General features: G+C 61.9%; 10 protein-coding genes. 7 read left to right on the forward strand and 3 right to left on the reverse strand.

Annotation, left to right across the window (positions count from 1 at the left end):
* The first annotated feature begins 36 nt into the window (after positions 1 to 36).
* Positions 37 to 1,425 carry a sulfatase gene (locus tag JIN78_RS07760; RefSeq protein ID WP_200391383.1) on the forward strand — a complete coding sequence of 463 codons (1,389 nt, stop codon included), beginning with the start codon at positions 37 to 39 and terminating at the stop codon, positions 1,423 to 1,425.
* Positions 1,426 to 1,441: 16 nt separating this feature from the next.
* Here JIN78_RS07760 and JIN78_RS07765 read toward each other — a convergent pair whose 3' ends face one another.
* Positions 1,442 to 3,373 (reverse strand): fructose-bisphosphatase class III, encoded by a 1,932-nt coding sequence (locus tag JIN78_RS07765; protein ID WP_200391384.1) that lies wholly within the window; start codon positions 3,371 to 3,373, stop codon positions 1,442 to 1,444.
* A 347-nt stretch (positions 3,374 to 3,720) separates the two neighbouring features.
* Here JIN78_RS07765 and JIN78_RS07770 point away from each other — a divergent pair, with 347 nt between their 5' ends.
* The 6 genes from JIN78_RS07770 to carB all read left to right on the forward strand — a co-directional run bounded on the left by JIN78_RS07770 (position 3,721) and on the right by carB (position 14,757).
* Complete coding sequence (locus tag JIN78_RS07770; RefSeq protein WP_200391385.1) at positions 3,721 to 7,623, forward strand: LamG-like jellyroll fold domain-containing protein; 3,903 nt, start codon at positions 3,721 to 3,723, stop codon at positions 7,621 to 7,623.
* Between the two features lie 219 nt (positions 7,624 to 7,842).
* Positions 7,843 to 7,965 carry a hypothetical protein gene (locus tag JIN78_RS17510; RefSeq protein WP_267907036.1) on the forward strand — a complete coding sequence of 41 codons (123 nt, stop codon included), beginning with the start codon at positions 7,843 to 7,845 and terminating at the stop codon, positions 7,963 to 7,965.
* 105 nt (positions 7,966 to 8,070) lie between these two features.
* Positions 8,071 to 9,054 carry a TonB-dependent receptor plug domain-containing protein gene (locus JIN78_RS07775; protein ID WP_200391386.1) on the forward strand — a complete coding sequence of 328 codons (984 nt, stop codon included), beginning with the start codon at positions 8,071 to 8,073 and terminating at the stop codon, positions 9,052 to 9,054.
* Between the two features lie 63 nt (positions 9,055 to 9,117).
* Positions 9,118 to 10,116, forward strand: coding sequence for a TonB-dependent receptor domain-containing protein (locus JIN78_RS07780; protein ID WP_200391387.1), 999 nt, complete (start codon positions 9,118 to 9,120; stop codon positions 10,114 to 10,116).
* A 29-nt stretch (positions 10,117 to 10,145) separates the two neighbouring features.
* Positions 10,146 to 11,441, forward strand: a complete 1,296-nt coding sequence (locus JIN78_RS07785) for a PepSY-associated TM helix domain-containing protein (protein WP_200391388.1) — start codon at positions 10,146 to 10,148, stop codon at positions 11,439 to 11,441.
* A gap of 121 nt (positions 11,442 to 11,562) precedes the next feature.
* Entirely contained in the window at positions 11,563 to 14,757 is a 3,195-nt protein-coding gene (gene carB / locus JIN78_RS07790) for a carbamoyl-phosphate synthase large subunit (protein WP_200391389.1), read from the forward strand.
* A gap of 313 nt (positions 14,758 to 15,070) precedes the next feature.
* On the opposite strand, the gene JIN78_RS07795 is transcribed toward carB, so the two are convergent.
* Positions 15,071 to 15,430: a hypothetical protein gene (locus tag JIN78_RS07795; RefSeq protein ID WP_200391390.1), complete on the reverse strand. Its 360-nt coding sequence runs from the start codon at positions 15,428 to 15,430 to the stop codon at positions 15,071 to 15,073.
* A 124-nt stretch (positions 15,431 to 15,554) separates the two neighbouring features.
* A complete protein-coding gene (locus tag JIN78_RS07800; RefSeq protein ID WP_200391391.1) occupies positions 15,555 to 15,908 on the reverse strand; it encodes a hypothetical protein in 354 nt (117 codons plus the stop codon).
* Between the last annotated feature and the right edge of the window lie 340 nt (positions 15,909 to 16,248).

Here is a 16,248-nt window from a genome sequence, read left to right on the forward strand (position 1 = left end):
CCTCACCCGGTCGAGTAGGAGGGCAAAATGTTTACCATGAGATCGCTCCTCCTCCTCCTCGCCAGCACCCTGCTGTTGCCCGCCCGCCCCAATGTCGTGCTCCTCCTCGTCGACGACCTCGGCTACAGCGACCTCGCCTGCTACGGCAACCCCCTCCACGAGACCCCCCATCTCGATCAGCTCGCCCGCGAGGGGATGCGCTACACCGACGCCTACGCGGCCTGCGCGGTCTGCTCCCCCAGCCGGGCCGCCATCCAGACCGGGCAATACCCCATTCGCCACGGACTCACCGATTGGATCGCGGGCTCCCGCCTGCCCAACACTCCGCTGAAGGAGCGCTTCACCCACACCATGCTGCCTCTGGAGGAGGTGACCATCGCCGAGCATCTGCGGGCCCATGACTACCGCACCGCCTTCATCGGCAAATGGCACCTCAACGACCACGGGCACCAGACCGGGTTTCCCCAGGACCAAGGCTACCAGATCAACCTGGGCGGCCACCACAAAGGACAGCCCCCGCACGGCTACTTCGCGCCTTTCAAGATTCCCTTCCTTCCCGACCGGGGGGACGACGATTACCTCACCGATCGCCTTGGCGACGAAGCCACTCGCCTGCTGGCGGACTACGCGCAATCACCGGACGAGCCCTTCTTCCTCATGCTCTCCTTCTACACCGTGCACACTCCCATCCAGCCCAAGCCCGCACTGCAGAAGCATTATCAGGAAAAAATCGCCGCTCTCCCACCCAGCCCTTGGAAAAATGCCGCCTACGCCGCCATGGTCCACAGCATGGATGAGAACGTCGGCCGCGTCCTCACCGCCCTGGAGGAGCACGACCTCGCCGAGGACACCCTCGTCATCATGACCTCCGACAACGGCGGACTCGTCCTGCGCGAGATCACCAGCAATCACCCCTTGGCCAAGGGCAAGGGCTTTTACCACGAAGGCGGCATCCGCGTGCCCCTCATCCTCCGCCAGCCCGGCCTGATTCCCGCCGGTAAAGAGTGCGCCCAGCCCGTCTTTGGCCCCGACCTGTTCCCCACCATTCTAACGAGCGCCGGCCTCCCGCCCGCCCCCGAGCGCCATCGCGACGGACTGGATCTCAGCCCGACCTTTGTCGGCGAGGACTTGCCCAAGCGCGCGCTCTACTGGCACTACCCGCACTACCACGGCTCGGGCGAGACCCCGGCCTCTGCCATCCGCATGGGCGACTACAAATTCATCCGACACTATCAGGACGGTGTGCGCGAGCTCTACCACTTGCGCGACGACGTGGGCGAAAGAGTCAACCTCGTCGACAGCCAACCCGAAAAAGCCCGCGAATTGGAAGAAGCCCTCGACGCTTGGCTGGACGAGCACCAGGCCTACCGCCCCGTCCCCGATCCCAGCTACGACCCCACCAAGCCCTACCGCCCGCGTCGCTGAGGCCGCAGGCAACCCCTCACGACTTCAGCTCCCGCACCGCGCCCGAGCGATAGGCCTGCAGCAGCTGGTTCAGGAGGGTGAGCTGGGCCGCGATGTCCTCGCTCTCGCGCGTTTCCCCAATGGTCCGGCAGGTCCCGTAGCTGCGCAGCTCGCGCAGCTTGGGAATCATGTCGTCATCATTGGCCAGGAAGTGTTCGATGGACTCGAAGTGCGAGTGCTCGGCGAGGCGAATATTGTTCGGCCCCATCACCAGAGTGTAGCCCCGATCACCGTAGGCCTCCGAGAAGGCGCCGTCGATGGTGACCGCATTCCCCCCCCGCTTCACCGGGTCTTCGCCCTTCTCCACCTTGACCGGCACGTGGCCGTTGATGATCAGGACATCGTCGCCCATCCCGAACTCCCGCCCCACCATGCGGCAAAAGTCAGCATCGTGTATCTTGCCGAAGTAAGGGTCCTTGACCTCCACATGGGTCTCCTTGTCTGCGATGAAGTAGCGCTCAAAGGTCGTCATTCGCGTTTTTCCAAACAAGGGGGAATCTCCATTGGCCCAAAGCCAATAATAATAATCGAGGTCATCGCTCACACTGGCCGCTCCCTCGCGATAGGTGCGCCGCACAATCTCCTCCAGTTCGCGGAAGAGCGCGCCTCCCTTCAGGCAGCGCTCCCCCACCAGCACCTCGCGTAGGGTGCCGTCTTCATTTGTCGGCACGCAGCCGTGAAAGACGAGCGCCTCGTCGCGGGTCAGCGACATCCCTCCTTGTTTGACCACAAAGAGCATGTGTTCCCACAGGCGCTGGCTGGAGACAAAGGACTGCCGCAAGCGAGCCAGGCAGTTCTCCTCCTCCCCACTGAGGGCATAGGGATCGGCCGGATCAATGGTGGGAAAGTTGGTGTCTTTGAGGGCGTAGTGCTGCCCATCTATTTCCACCGTCCCGGCCTCGTAATCGATCCGATGCAACATCCGGCGATCCTCCATGCGCCACTCCGGGTGGCGGGCGAGGAGGGGACCCGCCAGCTTGAATTCCAGGATGGCCACCGCCTTGTGCATCTTGGCCACCAACCCCTCGTCAATGAAGCCGGAGCTGCGTTTGGGATAAAAACACCGCGCCTCGTCATCGCCATAAACGGTCTGGGCCAGATGGGCCAGCGGGGAGAGCAGGATGCCGTAGCCCTCCTCCAGCTGCCAGAGACGGAGATAACGCAGGGAAATGCGCAGAACCGTGGCAATGAGAATCTCCGACCCCAGCGTAGCCCCCATCCAGATGATGTCGTGGTTCCCCCACGTGAAGCTCACCTTGGGCTGATTGCGCAGGTAGTGGATGACCCGATCCCCGCGCTCTCCCCGGTCAAAGAGATCGCCCGCCACCACTACCTCCGAGACCACCAGATTGCGCACCAGGCGGGAGGCCTCGTGCAGGGCCACGATATCCTGATCATAGTCCGCCAGCGCATCGACCATGGAGTCGACATAGCCGGGATCGCGTTGGAAGGAGACCTCGTCGAGAAGGGCGATGTAGAGCACGCGGAACTCCTCCTTCATCAGCCCCAGCAGCTCTTCCTTGGTCACCGTGCGGGCCAGGTGACGCACCAGGCGGAATTGCAGCCGCAACAGCTTCTTCACCTTGGTCAAGCGCCACTCCACGTTCTGGATGCGCTCCTCGTAAGTCCGCATCTTCTCCACCGGATAATAGAGAAAGGCGAGGAAGATAGCCTTCTCTTCCCCGGTCAGCTCGTCCCCCACCACCTGGTCCACAAGGGTGGAGATCCCGCCCGAGGCATTGTTCACCACATGGCGCAGCTTGCGGTCATCCCCGTGCACATCGCTGATTAGGTGGACGCGCCCGCGCGGCAGAGTCAGCTTGGCCTGCAGGAGAGCGATCTGCGACATCACCGAAGAGGCGCAGGGAAACTGGCGGGCGAGCAGACTGAGGGAGGACGGGCAATCCATACCCGCAGTCAAAACCATCCCGGCGCTCGACGCACTCCCAAAAAAATTCACCCTGCTGAACTCCTCTTCCCGGACCGACAACCCTCTTTTTACAAGTTTGTCGCATACATCATACAAGATAGATGTTTTCCGCTGAGAAAATAACGAAAACCGCCAACTATCATCTTGACGCGGCCAAGCGAAAACTCACTTATGAGAATCCTCAAAATGACGATTCGTTCCTTACTCAATCATCCTAATGGCAGGACAATGTCATCATTTTGAGAATTGATAACGCGAGAAACCCACTTTCCCCGCGCTTCAAAAAAACGGTCGAAAACCCATTCGGCAAAGCAAAAACCATCAGCATGAAAAATACAAAAAACACTCACCGGACCGCCAGTCTGCCACTGGTGGCCGCCACGGCAGCCCTGGGCCTCGGTCCAGCAGCCCGGGCCGACCTCGTCGCCCAGTGGCTGGGCGATAGCTACACCGACAAGAGCGGCACCTGGACCGACGAAATCTCGGGCATTGTCGCCACCTCCCCCGTGGACGAAACCAATGGCCCTCCTTGGGAAAGCCAGGACACTTACAACACCCACAAGGGAGTGGATATCACTTACCCGCTGGACTACTTCGTGGTGGCCGAGGGCGACAATCCTCTTGCCGGAGGCAATGCCCTCACCCTCGTGGCCGTCTTCGCGCCGCGCGCAGCTGGCTCCACCGGGAGCGGCTGGTGGGCCACCACCGGACTTATCGGTATGGAGCAAGCCAACGACGTGCCCGACTGGGGTCTCAGCTGGAGTGGCAATCAAGCGGCCGGCGGCATCGGCTCGCCCGACCGCACCCTGCTGGCAGGCGATCTGAATTTGGACCAGGTCCACGTCACAGCCCTCACCTGGAGCAATGCCGGGGAAGCCCGTCTCTTTATCAATGGGATGGAGAGCGCGGTCTTCACCGATGCCTCCACCGCTGCGCGCAATGGCGGCGCTTTCGCCCTCGGGGCCATCACCGCAGGGGGTGGCAATCCCTTCTCAGGAGACATTCTGGAGCTGCGCCTCTACAATTCCGACGAGAGTGGCAACATCGCAGCCCTCTCCGATACCCTCATCAACACCTACGTTGCCGAGCCCGTCTTCCAAAGCGTGACCGCTCTCTCGGCCACCCAGTTTGAGATTCGTTACCAAGACACCGCCGCCTTCGTCACCGACCTGAGCGGCGAGTTCGAACTTCTCCTCAACGGCGTCGAACTCCCTCGCACCGACTACGTGGTCACCCGCGAGGGCCAGGATGTCCTCGTCACGGTCACCACTCCCCTCGACCATGGTCCGCAGAGCTTCGATCTCGCCATCCCGCAGCAAGGGGGCGGAGAAGCCTTTCTCCCCGGCACCTTCGAGAGCTACCGCCTCCTGCCCGAGCTCCCCCGCCCCACGGCAGTGACCGGCCAGTGGACCATCCGCGAATACGGCAACACCAACCCCGCCACGATCGCAGCCGCCACCGAGGTCGTGCGCGCGCCCGAAAGCACCTTCGTGGAAGACACCTACCCGGTCTTCAACCATACCGACCCCGATTCCAACGACTACCTTGCGGCCGGTCGCTTCGACAATGACTTCCCCGTCCTGACCAACGTCGCAGGCGTCAATGACAACTGGACGGTCGTGGGCACCATCCTCCTTGAGGTCCCTGCGGCCGGCAATTACACCTTCTCCGTCCACAGCGACGACGGCTTTGCCATGCGGGTCAAAGGCGACGGAGGCGGACGCTTCATCGCCAAGGGTGGCGACGGCTTCATCGATCCCCTCGACGATCAAGTCCTCTACCGCGATGGCGGCACCGGCGACTCCAATACCCGCGGCACCTACCAGTTCGATGCCGCCGGCACCTACGAAATCACCTACCTCGGTTGGGATGGCGGCAGCGGCGGCTTCTACGAGCTGGCCTGGGCGCCAGGCCAATTCGAGAACGATGACGAGACCGATACCTGGGCTCTCGTCGGTGACGACTCCGATCTCCCCCTCGTCCTTCCCGAGAACTTGCCCGGGCCCGCCCCGAGTGTCGGCTCCTGGGCCATTCGCGAGTTTGGCGCCATCAATCCCACCACCTTGCTCGCCACCGTGCCCCTCGCGCAGAATCCCGACAGCCATACCCACGTCGATGGCCAAGCACCGGTGCTGAACCATTCCGACCCCGACACCTCCAGTCCCACCGCGCGCGGGAACTTCAACAACGACTTCCCCATCCTGACCAATGGCGAAGGGGATGACAACTACGCCCTCCTCGCCCGCACGCTGGTCAATGTCCCCGCTGCGGGGCTCTACACCTTCTCCATCCACAGCGACGACGGCTTCGCCATGCGGGTAGAAGGCCCAGGAGGCGGCGAGTTCGTCTCCGTCGCGGGAGGAGCGGCGATTGACGCCTACGACCCCCAGACCGTGTATCGCGATGCTGTTTCCAACATTCGCGCCACCTACCGCTTCGACGCGGCAGGTGAATACGAGATCACCTATCTGGGCCACGATGGCGGCGGCGGCGGCTTCCAAGAAGTGGCCTGGGCCCAGGGAGAATTCACCGAAGATCGCAACACCAACACTTGGGAACTCGTTGGCAATCCCGACGACCCCTCTCTTCCCGAGTTCGACACCCGCTACCCGCTTGAGATCGCAGGCCCGGAAGGCACGGACGGCAACTTTGGCGTCCGCACCTATCTGCAGTCGCAAAATGGGGAAACCAACGTCGGCGGCTTTGGAGCAGCGATTACTTTCCTCACGGAAACCACCCGCACTCCTGCGGATGCTGATGGCTTGACTGTCGACAGCCAGCAACCCTACCTGAACCACTACGATCCCAATGGCACCGATGGTGGGGCTGGCCTCATCCCCGGCAACAAAATCTTCCCCGGGAATACCGATGCCGACGACAACCATGTCGTCACCGTCGCCAAAGGCCGCATCAATATCGCCAACTCCGGCACCTACACCTTCGCCATCGATAGCGATGACGGCATGTTCCTCCGCCTCACCGGCGTGGACGTCCCCAACCCCTCCTTCAAGCAGGCCACCCAGGGGAACAACAACGCGGCAGGACGCTTCGAGATGTCGAATCAAAACGTGCTCTTCTTTGATGCCAATGGCGGCTCCTTCACCCGGGGCATCATCGACCTGCAGGCTGGTTCCTACGACCTGGAGTTCGTGCATCTGGAGGTCACCTCCGGCTTCCACTACGAGCTCGCCGCGGCCCCCGGCGCTTGGCCCCACGGCAGCGATCCGGAGGGCGGCTTCCAACTCGTCGGTCTGCAAACTCCAGCCACCGCGACCTTCCCCCTCATCAAAGAACCCGGCTGGACGGTGGAAAGCTCCAATCCCGGCCTGGTAGGCGAAGGATTTGAGAACACCATCGCTGGCGCCACCAACCGCATCGAAACCACCTTGGCTCTCGATCCCCAGCCCGCGAACGCCATCACCACCTGGCCCAACCTCAACTTCCAAGATCCGGAAGCGGGCGGGGAAGGAGACTTCGGCAACACCAACCCCTGGCCTCTGGATACCGCGAATGCAGACAACGACTACGCCATGCGGGCCACCGGCACCCTCGTCGTCACCCGGGCAGGCGAATATCACCTGGGCTTCCAAGGTGATGACGGCGGCTACATGTATATCTACGGAGAAGGCGGCCTGGCCGACCCGGAATTCACCTCCCTGGTGGGCTCCTACGTCCCCGCCGCCGCCGTCCTCGTCAATGCCCCCGATAGCGACAACAGCGAGGTCCTCAATGGCATCGAAGCCGAGACCGGAACCGGCAACAGCCGCACGCTGGCCAGCGTCCATCTCGAGGTCGGCGAATACCGCATCGTCACCCTCGTCTGGGAAGGCGGCGGCGGCTCGTGGTGGGAGGTCATCGGCGGTCCGGCCATCGACTTCTCCTACCGCTACCCCCTCCTCTCCACCGGCGAGAGCGAGGAGACCGTCTCCCTCGCCAGCGGACTCCCCCTGGTCGCTCAAGACGTGGTCGTCACTCCGGGCGGAGAAATCATCCCCCTCAACGACTTCACCGTCACCGGCTCCCCCGTCACCGAAGCCAGCTTCACCCTGACCACCGTCGCTGAAGCCAGCTACACCCTGGAAGCCTCCACTGACCTGACCAGCTGGATCACCCTCGATGCCAATCTGGCCTCTGCCGGCACCAGCACTCCGGTGACTGTGGACCTCTCGGCTGTTCCGGAGCTCAACGGCGAGCCCAAGGTCTTCTTCCGCGTCAGCCAAAACCTCTAAGGCGTTCGTCAGACGCACTGGGCAGCCCCGCCGGAAGTTCCTCTCCGGCGGGGCTTTTTTGTCCTTCCTCCTGCCTTTATCAAAATCAGCTGCCCCGGAACTCCCCCAAGGCAACTTCCATGCGGAAGCCCTCGCCCTTCCCAGACTTCCAGAATGGCGACGATCTGATTCCCGCCATCACTCCCGCCACTTCAGGAACCGGGTGGTCTGCGGGGGAGAATGCAATGCCGCTTCGCCAACCTGCAGCGGTCATTGTTGTCCGAGCGCGCCAAGGTGGGCCGCAATCTGATGCTGGCGCGACGACGAGGGACGGAAGAAGGGCTCTCCGCAAATGTCAATTGAGCGCTAATCTTAAGCAGTTCAGCGCTATCTTAACGCGAGCAAGCCTGCCAAAAAGTCCGCCCGCCTGCCAAAACTGCAGTCAGGCTATATCACTCACTCCTTCACATGAAATCGCTTTCTCTTTCTCTCTCCCTCGCCTCTCTCGTCCCCTTGGCCAACCCCGCCCAAGGGCCAGCTGAAGCGGTGGAGCTCTCCGACTCGGTGGTGGAGGCCCTCACCGAAGAGCCCGCAGAGGAAGGCGAGGAGCTCGTCGCCGATGCCACCGGTCGCTCCGTCCTTGCCGGAGAAGTGCTCGAGAACTATCAGGGCCAGACCGTGGCCGACCTCTTCCGCCAGCTCCCCGGCGTCTCCGGAGTCAGCGAAGGCGGGCGGCAGAACTTTCGCCCCAATATCCGGGGCCAGGAGGGCTCAGGCCGCGTGGCGGTCGATATCGACGGAGCCCCGCAGAATTTTTTCAACACCAATCACGGGGCGAACAGCAATCGCCTCTCCATCGATAGCTCCCTTCTCAAATCGGTAGAGGTCAAGCGGGGAGCAGCCGCCAACAAGAGCGGACAAGGCTCTTCCTCGGGCTCCATTTCCTTCTCCACCATCGATCCCGCTGATTTGCTCACTGAGGGCGAACGCCTGGGAGGACGCACCAAGACCTTCTACGAGTCCAATGGCGATGGCCGAGGCCTCGTCCTCGCCGGGGCCGTGCAGGCCAGCGAGGCCCTCTCCTTTTTGGCCGCAGGCTCCTACAAGCTCTACGATGACTACGAGGACGGCGATGGCGAGACCATCATCGGATCCGAAACCGAGTCCGTCAGCAGCCTGGCCAAAGCAGTCTACAGCCCGGACGATTACCAGGAGCTGAAGCTCTCATACCTCTTTACGAAGCAGAACTTCCTCGGCAGCGAGAACTTCGCCCAAGGCCTACAGCGCAACGGCACCCTGCGGGAAGAGGACGTCCAGATCGACACTGTCACCCTGAACTACACCAACGAATTCGCGGGCAATGACTGGCTCGACTTGGAGCTGACCACTTTTTACAGCCGCACCGACCGCGAACGCACCGATAGAGGAGCCAGCTCACCCACCAGCCTGTAGGTCACCGAGACCCTCGGCTTCGAGGTCGCCAATACCACCACCTTCACCCGCGACGAACTGGCAATGGATGTGCATTATGGCCTCTCCGCCCTGCGCGACCGCGTGCAGGACGAGACCCTCAGCGGCCGGGGCGCGGGCAACAGCAACCACAAGCGGGAAAAGCTCGGCGCTTATCTGAACTTCGAGCAACGCTACCAGGAGTGGCTCACCCTAAGCCAGGGCGGACGCTTTGATGACTTCGAGACCGAATATCGCGGCGAAAAGGGAGGGAATGACAACTGGTCCTGGTCGCTGGGTGCGGAAGTGCTTCCCTTCCATCAAGACCCCATCTGGAGCGGGCTTTCCATCTTTGCCAACGTGGGCACAGGCTGGCGTCCACCCTCGGCCAGCGAGCTTTTCGAGGAGTCCGGTCGCAACGTCATCACCCTGCCCAATCCCAATCTGGAGGCCGAGACCAACCGCACTTGGGAAATCGGTCTAGGCTACCAGAAGCGGAACCTCTTCCAAGAGCAAGACCGCGCCAGTCTGCGGGTGAACTACTTCCATCAGGATATCGAAGACCTCATCGTCGGGATGCCGACCAGCCAGCCGGATGAGCTGCAGCTCACCAATGCCGGCGACGACGAGTTGCACGGGGTTGAGTTCCAGGCCCGCTACGATGCCCCCCGCTATTACGGCGCGCTGGTCTTCGACTACACCGAGCGCGATGCCCAGGGCACTGGCCTGCCGGGCGACCCGGTGCAGAACCGCCCTTGGAGTCTCTTCGGGGACTTGGGCGCTCGCTTCTTTGACCACCGCCTCACTCTCGGGGCCGAGATCCACTACGTTTCGGAGTTTGACGCCGGGGAGAGCACCCTCGCGGGCTCCAGCAACAATGTGGATAGCAATCTCTTCACTGACTCCTACGAGCTGGTCCACCTCTACGCCACCTACGAGCTGACCGAGGACAGTTCCTTGAAGTTCCGCGTGGAGAACGTCTTCAACCAGGATTTCCGGGCCTATCAGACGGTGGACAACGGGCCAGGCCGCAACTTCATCTTCGCCTTTCAGCAGGAATTTTAAGCCCCTCCCTTCGTTCTTCGACCTGAACCATGAAGCTGCCCCGCCCTCTTCGCCGCACCCTCTTTTGGATCCACCTCGTGCTCGGAGTGGCTGCGGGGGTCGTCATCGCCTTGCTCTGCTTCACCGGAGCGGCCCTGGCCTTTCAAGATGATATCGAAGGCTGGGCGGAAGCCTCTCTGCGCCGCGTCGAGGTGCCGCCCGCCCCGGCGGAAAGGCTCACTATTGACGAGGTGGTGGCCGCAGCCCGGGAGCAGGAGCCCGAGCTAGCCATCACCGCGGTGGAAGTCGCCAGAAAGCCTGAGCAAGCTTGGCGCATCATCGTCGGACGGCGGGATGCCCGCTGGGTCAATCCCTACACCGGGGAGCTGCTCGTCGCCGCCCACCCGGAGCGCGTCGAGGGCTGGCACCGCTTTTTCAATTGGAATCTCCGCCTTCACCGCTGGCTTTTGCAAGAGGGGGAAAGCCGCTCGACCGGCTCCGCGATCAATGGCCTCGCCAATCTGGCCTTCCTAGGTCTCGCGCTCAGCGGCCTCCTCCTCTGGTGGCCCGCCAGCCTGCGAGCCTTGCGCGGCGTGTCCCTTTTCAATCGCAAGGCCCGGGGCAAAGCCCGCGACTTCAATTGGCACAACGTCATCGGCTTCTGGTGCCTGCTCCCGCTGGTGGTCATGATCGTCACAGGTGTCTACTTCTCCTACAACTGGGGACGCAATCTGACCGACACCCTGCTGGGGGCCAGTCCCGCGCTGATTCTGCCAGAGGGTGGGGTGGCGACTCTGCGCCGGGGAGGCCCCCCTCTCTCACTCGAGGAGCGCTTCACAATCGCAGTGCGTGCATTCCCCCGCTGGGAAACTCTCCGTCTCCCCGCCGCTAGTGGCCGGGCCAGCGCCGATGGGCGCGGGCGCGGCCAAGGGGGCGGAGGAGGACGGGGGCGCGGTGGCCCAGGTAGCGCGGGTGGGGGTCACAACCACGGTGGCGGGGGTCACAACCACGGTGGCGGGGGTGGCCGCAATCCCTTCGCCATCCGAGTTGAAGAGAGCGGCTTCACCCTTCTTCACATTCCTTCCCAAATCCTTATCCACCCCCGCACCGGAGAGATCCTCGATACCCTCTCCCCCGACAGCCTCACCCTGCGCCAGAAACTCCGGACCTCCATCCGCTCCCTCCACACGGGGGAAGCGGGACGCTTCGCGGGCAAGCTCATCGCCTTTCTCGCCTGTTTGGGAGGGCTCCTCCTCGTCTATACCGGCTTTGCCCTCAGCATCCGCCGCTTGGCTCGCAATCTCTCCGGAAAAAAGCGAAAAACAGAGATGCGGGAAACCGCTTGAGCACTTCCCCCGACGAGACCGGCCCCAGACCGGCCTCGCCAAGTTTCCGAAAAAATGGGGACAACGCTTGACCATCCGCGCGGCACTTGGCAGTACAAAAAAGATTTAGCCAACGCCCTACATGCCCAAAGACACCTCGATCAAGAAAATCCTCGTTATCGGCTCTGGTCCCATCATCATCGGACAAGGCTGCGAATTCGATTACTCCGGCACCCAAGCCTGTAAAGCCCTGCGCGAGGAAGGATACGAAGTCGTCCTGGTCAACTCCAATCCGGCCACCATCATGACCGATCCCGAGACCGCGGATCGCGTCTACATCGAGCCCATCACGCCGGAATACATCGAGAAAATCATCCTCGCCGAGCGCCCCGATGCCCTCCTGCCCACCCTGGGCGGTCAGACCGCGCTCAATGCTTCCATGGACCTCTTCAAGAGCGGCACCCTCGACAAGCACGGGGTGCGCATGATTGGGGCCAATGCCGATGCCATCGACAAGGGGGAGGACCGCCTCCGCTTCAAGGAAGCCATGCTCAAGATTGGCCTCGACCTGCCCATCTCCGACACCGCCCACACCATGGAGGAGGCCCGCGAAGTAGCGGAAAAAATCGGTGCCTTCCCCCTCGTCATCCGCCCCGCCTTCACCCTCGGCGGCACCGGCGGCGGCATCGCCTACAACAAAGAAGAGTTTGAGGAGATCTGCTACCGCGGTCTCGACCTTTCCCCCGTTACGGAAATTCTCGTCGAAGAATGCCTCCTCGGCTGGAAGGAATACGAGATGGAGGTGATGCGCGACAAGGCCGACAACTGCGTGGTCATCTGCGCCATTGAGAACCTCGACCCCATGGGGGTTCACACCGGCGACTCCATCACCGTGGCCCCGGCCCAGACCCTCTCCGACCGCGAATACCAAATCATGCGCGACCAGTCCTTCGCCTGCATCCGCGAGATCGGGGTCGAGACCGGTGGCTCCAACATCCAGTTCTCGGTCAATCCCGAGAACGGCCGCATCATCGTCATCGAGATGAACCCCCGCGTGTCGCGCTCCTCCGCCCTCGCCTCCAAGGCCACCGGCTTCCCCATCGCCAAGATCGCCGCCAAGCTGGCCGTGGGCTACACCATGGACGAGCTGCCCAACGACATCACGCGCGAGACGCCCGCCAGCTTCGAGCCCACCATCGACTACGTGGTCACCAAGCTGCCCCGCTTCACTTTCGAGAAGTTTCCCACCGCCAACCCCGTGCTGACCACCTCCATGAAGGCCGTGGGCGAGGCCATGTCCATCGGCCGCACCTTCAAGGAATCCATGCAAAAGGCCCTGCGCTCGCTGGAGACCGGCCGCTTCGGCTTCGGCTTCGACGGCAAGGACCCCCTCGATGCCGACCGCGAGGAGATCGAGCGCAAGCTGCACGTGCCCAATGCCGAGCGCATCTTCTGGCTCTCCGTCGCTTTCCAAAAGGGCTGGACCATCGACGAGGTCTTTGACGCCACCCAGATCGACCGCTGGTTCCTCTACCACCTCAAGGAAATCGCCGACGAAGGCAAGGACTTGGCCAATCTCGACCTGAAGCGCGCCAAGAAGCTCGGCTTCTCCGACCACCAGCTCGCGAAAGCCCGGGGCGTGGACGAGCTCACCGTGCGCGAGGAGCGCAAGGCCCAAGGGCTGGTGCCCGGCTACCGCCTGGTGGACACCTGCGCGGCGGAATTCGAGGCAGCCACCCCTTACTACTACTCCAGCTACGGTGACGAAAACGAAGCCCGCGAAAGCGAGAAGAAGAAAATCGTCATTCTCGGCGGCGGACCCAACCGCATTGGCCAGGGCATCGAGTTCGACTACTGCTGCGTGCACGCCTCCTTTGCCCTCAAGGAACTCGGCTACGAGACAGTAATGGTGAACTCCAACCCCGAGACCGTCTCCACCGACTACGACACCAGCGACAAGCTCTACTTCGAGCCCCTCACCTTCGAGGACGTGCTCAACATCTGCGAGCAGGAGAAACCCGACGGCGTCATCGTGCAATTCGGCGGACAAACTCCCCTTAATCTGGCCGCCAGGCTGGAAGAAGCCGGCGTCCCCATCGTGGGAACCTCGCCCAAGTCCATCGAGCTGGCGGAAGACCGCAAATTCTTCTCCTCCCTCCTCGACAAACTCGGCCTCAAGCAGGCCGAAGCCGGCACCGCCGTCAGTGACGACGAAGCGGTGGCCGTGGCCAGCCGCATCGGCTACCCCGTCCTCGTGCGCCCTTCCTTCGTCCTCGGCGGCCGCGCCATGATGATCGTCTACAATGACGAGGAACTGCGCCGCTACATGAACGAGGCCGTCGACGCCTCCCCCGAGCGCCCCGTGCTGGTGGACCGCTTCCTGGAAGGCGCCACCGAGATCGACGTCGACTGCATCAGCGATGGCGACACCACCGTGGTGGGCGCGGTCATGGAGCACATCGAGCAAGCGGGCGTCCACTCCGGCGACTCCGCCTGCGCCATCCCCGCCTTTTCCATCAGCGAAAAAATGGGGACCGAAATCCGCGAAGCCGCCAAGAACCTCGCCCGCGAGCTGGAAGTGCGTGGTTTGATGAACATCCAGTTCGCAGTCAAGGACGAGGAACTCTACGTCATTGAGGTCAATCCCCGCGCCAGCCGCACCGTGCCCTTCGTCTCCAAGGCCATCGGCGTGCCCCTCGCCAAGCTGGCGGCCCGCATCATGGTGGGCGAGAAACTCGCCGACCTCGGCTTCACCGAGGAAGTGGTGCCTCCCCACTACGCGGTCAAAGAAGCGGTCTTCCCCTGGGCCCGCTTCCCCGGCATCGACATCGTGCTGGGACCGGAGATGAAGTCCACCGGCGAGGTCATGGGCATCAGCAAAGACCTCGGCCTGGCCTACGCCAAGGCCCAGATCAGCGCCTTCAACCCCCTCCCCACCGCGGGCAACGTCTTCATCTCGGTCAACGACCGCGACAAAGAGCCTTCCCTCGACATCGCCCGCGACCTGGTGGAGCTCGGCTTCACCCTCTACGCCACCGGCGGCACCTACCGCTTCTACAAAGAACAAGGAGTGGAAGTGAAGCGCGTCTACAAGCTCGCCGAGCAGAAGCGCCCCAACGTCATCGACATGATGAAAAACGGAGAAATCACCTTCATCATCAACACCCCCAGCGGACACGAAGCTCGCGAGGATGAGGTCAAGATTCGCAGCGGCGCGGTGGCCAACAAAATCAGTCACTGCACCAACCTCTCCGCCGCCCGCGCCTCCATCGGAGCCATCCGCTCCCTGCAAGGCCGCGAGCCCGTGGTCAAAGCCCTGCAGGACTACCACGCCTAAGCTCCCCGGCCCGAAACCACTTTTTCTCCAAACAGCGTGGGTGCCCTCACCCACGCTGTTTTTTTTTTTGCTTGGCCAACGCCACAAGAGCCCCATCCAGCCCCAACGACATCCCCCCGCCACCCTCGCCAAGGAGCCAATAAAAATCTCCCGGGGTCGGGTTTCAGTCGCTTACCTTCAGGCTGGGCAAAGCCGCAGGCGAAAACGCGACCTCAAAGCCTAGGAAAATCAGAAAGCCCACTCCTCAAAACCATTGAAACAATCAAGCAATCGCATCCCAAACTCTGGGAACAGTTTTCCTAAAAATCGCTTGTCAGTTGGCTTCAGTGGTTTGTTCGGCTTGTCTTGGTTCGTCACCAGCAACGCCGTATTCGGTGTTCAAGTCGAGCAGTCGGTGCCCAACAACGACAGAGTGGGTTCTGTCGAGCACTACGGCCATAAACACATTCACGTCTTCTGCGGTGCTGATCAAGACGTGCTCAAATCTCGAATCTTCAGACCGCCAAACCCATTCGACTCTACCCTCGCTGCAATCGTAGCCATTAAAGTCCTCTTCAGGAATCGCTTCAACGTATGGCCAGAAATCGAACGGTGGACCCTCGTTGATCTTCACTCGAATCATCCCGCTACCGCCGCTGGTCTTCCGGAACGCTGCTTCATCGAGCTTCTTCATTTCGGCCGAACGTTTGAGGCATGGCAGCCCGATCCGGGAGCACGACCTCGTTTGGAGGATAAGGATTCGAATTAGGGAAGTCAATCGACTCGCGGCGGGATCGGGCTTATCCATCGCCGGTTTGTTAGGCTTTGTGGAGTGTGAGGTGGCTCCAAGTCAGTCGGTGATGAGGATAGCGGCCGAGAACCCACTCAAGCTCTCCGTCCAAGTTCATGTCGCTCCAGTCCGCGACGTTGAGACCGGCTTCGGCCACGCCGATGGTATCTTCGATGATGTCGTATCCAGAAACTTCAACGCGATCAGATTTCGATGCTCGCTCAAACCTGCTCAAAAGGTAGGTGTCGTTAGGCTCATCCCAAATCACCACTGTGCTCCTGCCATCGCGCGAAGCCTCCTGAGCCACCCCTTCGCCCAGCAGTCCGATGAGTGCGCCACGCAGGATGACTCCATCCTCCCACTCAGCTAGGTCAACGGACATCTCGGCATCTTGATCCGCAGAGTCATTAACCTCGGTCATTGGAGGCAGCAATCGCAATACTGCTTCTTTCGAAATTGGTCGTGCTGCTATGACAGCATCGGTGAATCCCATTTTTTGAGCCTAATGTCGAAGTCCTCTCACACCTGCCCGAGGGCGAGGCTTCGACTGTGGGTTGAGGTTTGAATGGTCATAGCGGATTGAACTCGCGGCGGGGCAGGTGTTGAGAGCGCCGCTTCCGTGATAATGGCAGTCAAGGGCAATTTGAAGTTCACTTCAAGATTTTTTCATTTTCTGAGACTTGTGGTGATGGTGAGTGTGGAAAGTCAGGACGATGCCCGAG

This window comes from Roseibacillus ishigakijimensis, assembly GCF_016595415.1.
Lineage (GTDB): Bacteria > Verrucomicrobiota > Verrucomicrobiia > Verrucomicrobiales > Akkermansiaceae > Roseibacillus > Roseibacillus ishigakijimensis.

Excerpts from the sequence above, each read along its gene's own strand:
- JIN78_RS07760 (WP_200391383.1), top strand. The coding sequence starts at position 37 with ATGAGATCGCTCCTCCTCCTCCTCGCCAGCACCCTGCTGTTGCCCGCC.
- JIN78_RS07765 (WP_200391384.1), bottom strand. The coding sequence starts at position 3,373 with ATGGATTGCCCGTCCTCCCTCAGTCTGCTCGCCCGCCAGTTTCCCTGC.
- JIN78_RS07770 (WP_200391385.1), top strand. The coding sequence starts at position 3,721 with ATGAAAAATACAAAAAACACTCACCGGACCGCCAGTCTGCCACTGGTG.
- JIN78_RS17510 (WP_267907036.1), top strand. The coding sequence starts at position 7,843 with ATGCAATGCCGCTTCGCCAACCTGCAGCGGTCATTGTTGTCCGAGCGC.
- JIN78_RS07775 (WP_200391386.1), top strand. The coding sequence starts at position 8,071 with ATGAAATCGCTTTCTCTTTCTCTCTCCCTCGCCTCTCTCGTCCCCTTG.
- JIN78_RS07780 (WP_200391387.1), top strand. The coding sequence starts at position 9,118 with ATGGATGTGCATTATGGCCTCTCCGCCCTGCGCGACCGCGTGCAGGAC.
- JIN78_RS07785 (WP_200391388.1), top strand. The coding sequence starts at position 10,146 with ATGAAGCTGCCCCGCCCTCTTCGCCGCACCCTCTTTTGGATCCACCTC.
- carB (WP_200391389.1), top strand. The coding sequence starts at position 11,563 with ATGCCCAAAGACACCTCGATCAAGAAAATCCTCGTTATCGGCTCTGGT.
- JIN78_RS07795 (WP_200391390.1), bottom strand. The coding sequence starts at position 15,430 with ATGAAGAAGCTCGATGAAGCAGCGTTCCGGAAGACCAGCGGCGGTAGC.
- JIN78_RS07800 (WP_200391391.1), bottom strand. The coding sequence starts at position 15,908 with ATGTCCGTTGACCTAGCTGAGTGGGAGGATGGAGTCATCCTGCGTGGC.